The organism is Pseudomonas sp. Pseusp3 (assembly GCF_047304225.1).
In the GTDB taxonomy this organism is placed as follows: Bacteria; Pseudomonadota; Gammaproteobacteria; order Pseudomonadales; family Pseudomonadaceae; genus Aquipseudomonas; species Aquipseudomonas fluorescens_CD.
In genome coordinates, this window is the sequence record NZ_JBGLYV010000203.1 from 1 (window position 1) to 2,972 (window position 2,972).

At 61.6% G+C, this 2,972-nt stretch carries 3 protein-coding genes; all 3 read right to left on the minus strand.

All coding sequences use genetic code 11. From position 1 onward, the window contains the following. Positions 1-3: 3 nt before the first annotated feature. From ACCD00_RS30400 to ACCD00_RS30410, 3 genes are read right to left on the minus strand one after another with little or no spacing between them, the layout of a single operon-like run. On the minus strand, positions 4-1,437 hold the full coding sequence (locus tag ACCD00_RS30400; protein ID WP_413428892.1) for an NAD(P)(+) transhydrogenase (Re/Si-specific) subunit beta: 1,434 nt from the start codon (positions 1,435-1,437) through the stop codon (positions 4-6). Continuing rightward, positions 1,434-1,790 carry an NAD(P) transhydrogenase subunit alpha gene (locus ACCD00_RS30405; RefSeq protein WP_008064823.1) on the minus strand — a complete coding sequence of 119 codons (357 nt, stop codon included), beginning with the start codon at positions 1,788-1,790 and terminating at the stop codon, positions 1,434-1,436. Before ACCD00_RS30405 ends, ACCD00_RS30400 begins: the two co-directional genes overlap by 4 nt. Positions 1,791-1,801: 11 nt before the next feature. Next, positions 1,802-2,923, minus strand: a complete 1,122-nt coding sequence (locus ACCD00_RS30410; protein WP_413428893.1) for a Re/Si-specific NAD(P)(+) transhydrogenase subunit alpha — start codon at positions 2,921-2,923, stop codon at positions 1,802-1,804. Between the last annotated feature and the right edge of the window lie 49 nt (positions 2,924-2,972).

Sequence of the window (2,972 nt, forward strand, 5' to 3'; positions counted from 1 at the left end):
GGGTTAGTCGACGGCTTTGACCATGTCTTCGATGACCTTTTTAGCGTCGCCGAACACCATCATGGTTTTGTCCAGGTAGAACAGCTCGTTGTCCAGGCCGGCATAGCCGCTGGCCATCGAGCGCTTGTTGACGATGATGGTCTTGGCCTTGAAGGCTTCGAGGATCGGCATGCCGGCAATCGGCGATTTCGGATCGTTCTTCGCCGCCGGGTTGACCACGTCGTTGGCGCCCAACACCAGCACCACGTCGGCCTGACCGAACTCGGAGTTGATGTCTTCCATCTCGAACACCTGGTCGTAAGGCACTTCCGCCTCGGCCAGCAACACGTTCATGTGCCCTGGCATACGCCCGGCCACCGGGTGGATCGCATACTTCACGGTCACGCCGCGATGGGTCAGCTTCTCGGTCAGTTCCTTCAGTGCATGCTGGGCCCGGGCTACCGCCAGGCCGTAGCCTGGAACGATGATCACGGTATCGGCGTTGGTCAGCAGGAAGGTGGCGTCGTCGGCCGAACCGGATTTTACCGGGCGGGCCTCCTTGGCGCCTGCCGGACCTGCGTCCGCCGTATTGCCGAAACCGCCGAGCAGTACGTTAAAGAAGGAGCGGTTCATCGCCTTGCACATGATGTACGAGAGGATCGCACCGGACGAACCGACCAGCGAGCCGGCGATGATCAGCATCGAGTTGTTCAGCGAGAAGCCGATGCCCGCCGCTGCCCAGCCGGAGTAGCTGTTGAGCATCGACACGACCACGGGCATGTCGGCACCGCCGATCGGGATGATGATCAGCACGCCGAGCACGAAGGCCAGCGCCAGCATCACGCCGAAAGCGGTGAGGTCGCCGGTGAGCATGAACGTCACGCCCAGGCCCAGTGTGGCGAGGCCCATCAGCAGGTTCAGCTTGTGCTGTCCGCCGAACTGTACCGGTGCGCCCTGGAACAGGCGGAACTTGTACTTGCCGGAAAGCTTTCCGAACGCGATCACCGAACCGGAGAAGGTAATTGCACCGATGGCGGCACCGAGGAACAGCTCCAGGCGGTTACCGGCCGGGATCGCGTCACCGAGTTGCTGGACGATGCCCAGCGACTGTGGCTCGACCACGGCAGCCACGGCGATGAACACCGCGGCCAGGCCGATCATGCTGTGCATGAAGGCGACCAGCTCGGGCATCTTGGTCATTTCGACGCGTTTGGCCATGATCGAGCCGACAGTGCCGCCGATCAGCAGGCCGACGATCACGTAGACGATGCCGTCGTGAGCCAGTTCGGCACCTAATTTATAGATCAGGCCGACCGTGGTGAGGATCGCCAGGCCCATGCCGAGCATGCCGAACAGGTTGCCGCGCCGCGACGTGGTCGGGTGCGACAGGCCCTTGAGCGCCTGGATGAAGCAGACCGAGGCGATCAAATACAGGGAAGTTACCAGGTTCATGCTCATGCTTGCTGCACCTCAGCCTTGATTGCTTCGGCCTTGGCTGCCGGAGCTTTTGCTGGAGCCGCTTTTTTCTTGAACATTTCCAGCATGCGGCGGGTCACCAGGAAGCCACCAAACACGTTGACCGCGGCCAGGGCCACAGCCAGGGTGCCCATGGTCTTGCCCAACGGCGTCACGGTGAGAGCGGCGGCGAGCATCGCGCCGACGATCACGATGGCGGAGATGGCGTTGGTGACCGCCATCAGTGGCGTGTGCAGTGCAGGTGTAACGTTCCAGACCACGTGGTAGCCGACGTAGATGGCCAGCACGAAGATGATCAGGTTGTAGATACCGTGAGAGATCAGCATGTCTTCCATTGTTTTTATCCTCAGCCGTTCTTGCGCACGATCTGGCCGTCGCGGCACATCAGGCACGCGGCGACGATATCGTCTTCAAGGTTGATCACCAGTTGTCCTTCTTTATCGAACAACAGTTTCATGAAGTCCAGCAGGTTGCGGGCATACAGCGCCGAAGCATCGGCCGCCACGGCGCCAGCCAGGTTGGTCGGGCCAACGATGGTCACGCCATTTTCGATGACCACCTGATCGGCCACGGTCAGCGGGCAGTTACCGCCCTGGGCTGCCGCGAGGTCGATGACCACCGAACCCGGTTTCATCTGGGCCACGGTTTCCGCGCTAAGTAGCGTCGGTGCCTTGCGGCCCGGAATCAGTGCGGTGGTGATGACGATGTCAGCCTGCTTGGCGCGTTCGTGCACGGCCGCGGCCTGGCGCTGCATCCAGCTGGCCGGCATTGGGCGGGCGTAACCGCCGACACCCACGGCGCATTCACGCTCTTCGTCGGTCTCGTAAGGCACGTCGACGAACTTGGCGCCGAGGGATTCGATCTGCTCTTTTACCGCCGGACGCACGTCAGACGCTTCGATCACCGCACCCAGGCGCTTCGCGGTAGCGATAGCCTGCAAACCGGCCACACCGGCACCGAGAATCAGCACGCGCGCCGCTTTCACGGTGCCCGCAGCGGTCATCAGCATGGGCATGAAGCGCGGATAGTAGTGCGCGGCCAGCAACACGGCTTTATAGCCGGCGATGTTGGCTTGCGAGGACAGCACATCCAGGCTTTGGGCGCGGGAGGTGCGAGGCGCCGCCTCCAGGGCAAAGGCGGTAATCCCGCACTCGGCCAGCTTGGCGATGGTTTCGTTGCTGAACGGGTTGAGCATCCCCACCACAACGGTGCCGCTTTTAATCAGCGCCAGCTCGCTGTCGCTGGGCGCGACCACCTTCAAAATCAGCTCTGCGCCAAACGCGTCATTGGCGCTGCCAATGGTTGCGCCTGCCGCTGCATAGGCACTGTCGACAACGCTGGCGTTTACGCCGGCGCCGCTTTGTACAGTGACCTTATGACCCTGGCTGATCAGCTTCTTGATGGTTTCCGGGGTTGCAGCAACCCGTGTTTCACCGGTCTGGGTTTCGAGAGGAACACCAATGTGCACGTCAAATCTCCTGCGTGATCTTATTGAGTAAACCCATGCACTACGGATG

What these genes read in the sequence shown, in the direction of transcription:
- ACCD00_RS30400 (WP_413428892.1), bottom strand. Translation starts at nt 1,437, where the DNA reads ATGAGCATGAACCTGGTAACTTCCCTGTATTTGATCGCCTCGGTCTGC.
- ACCD00_RS30405 (WP_008064823.1), bottom strand. Translation starts at nt 1,790, where the DNA reads ATGGAAGACATGCTGATCTCTCACGGTATCTACAACCTGATCATCTTC.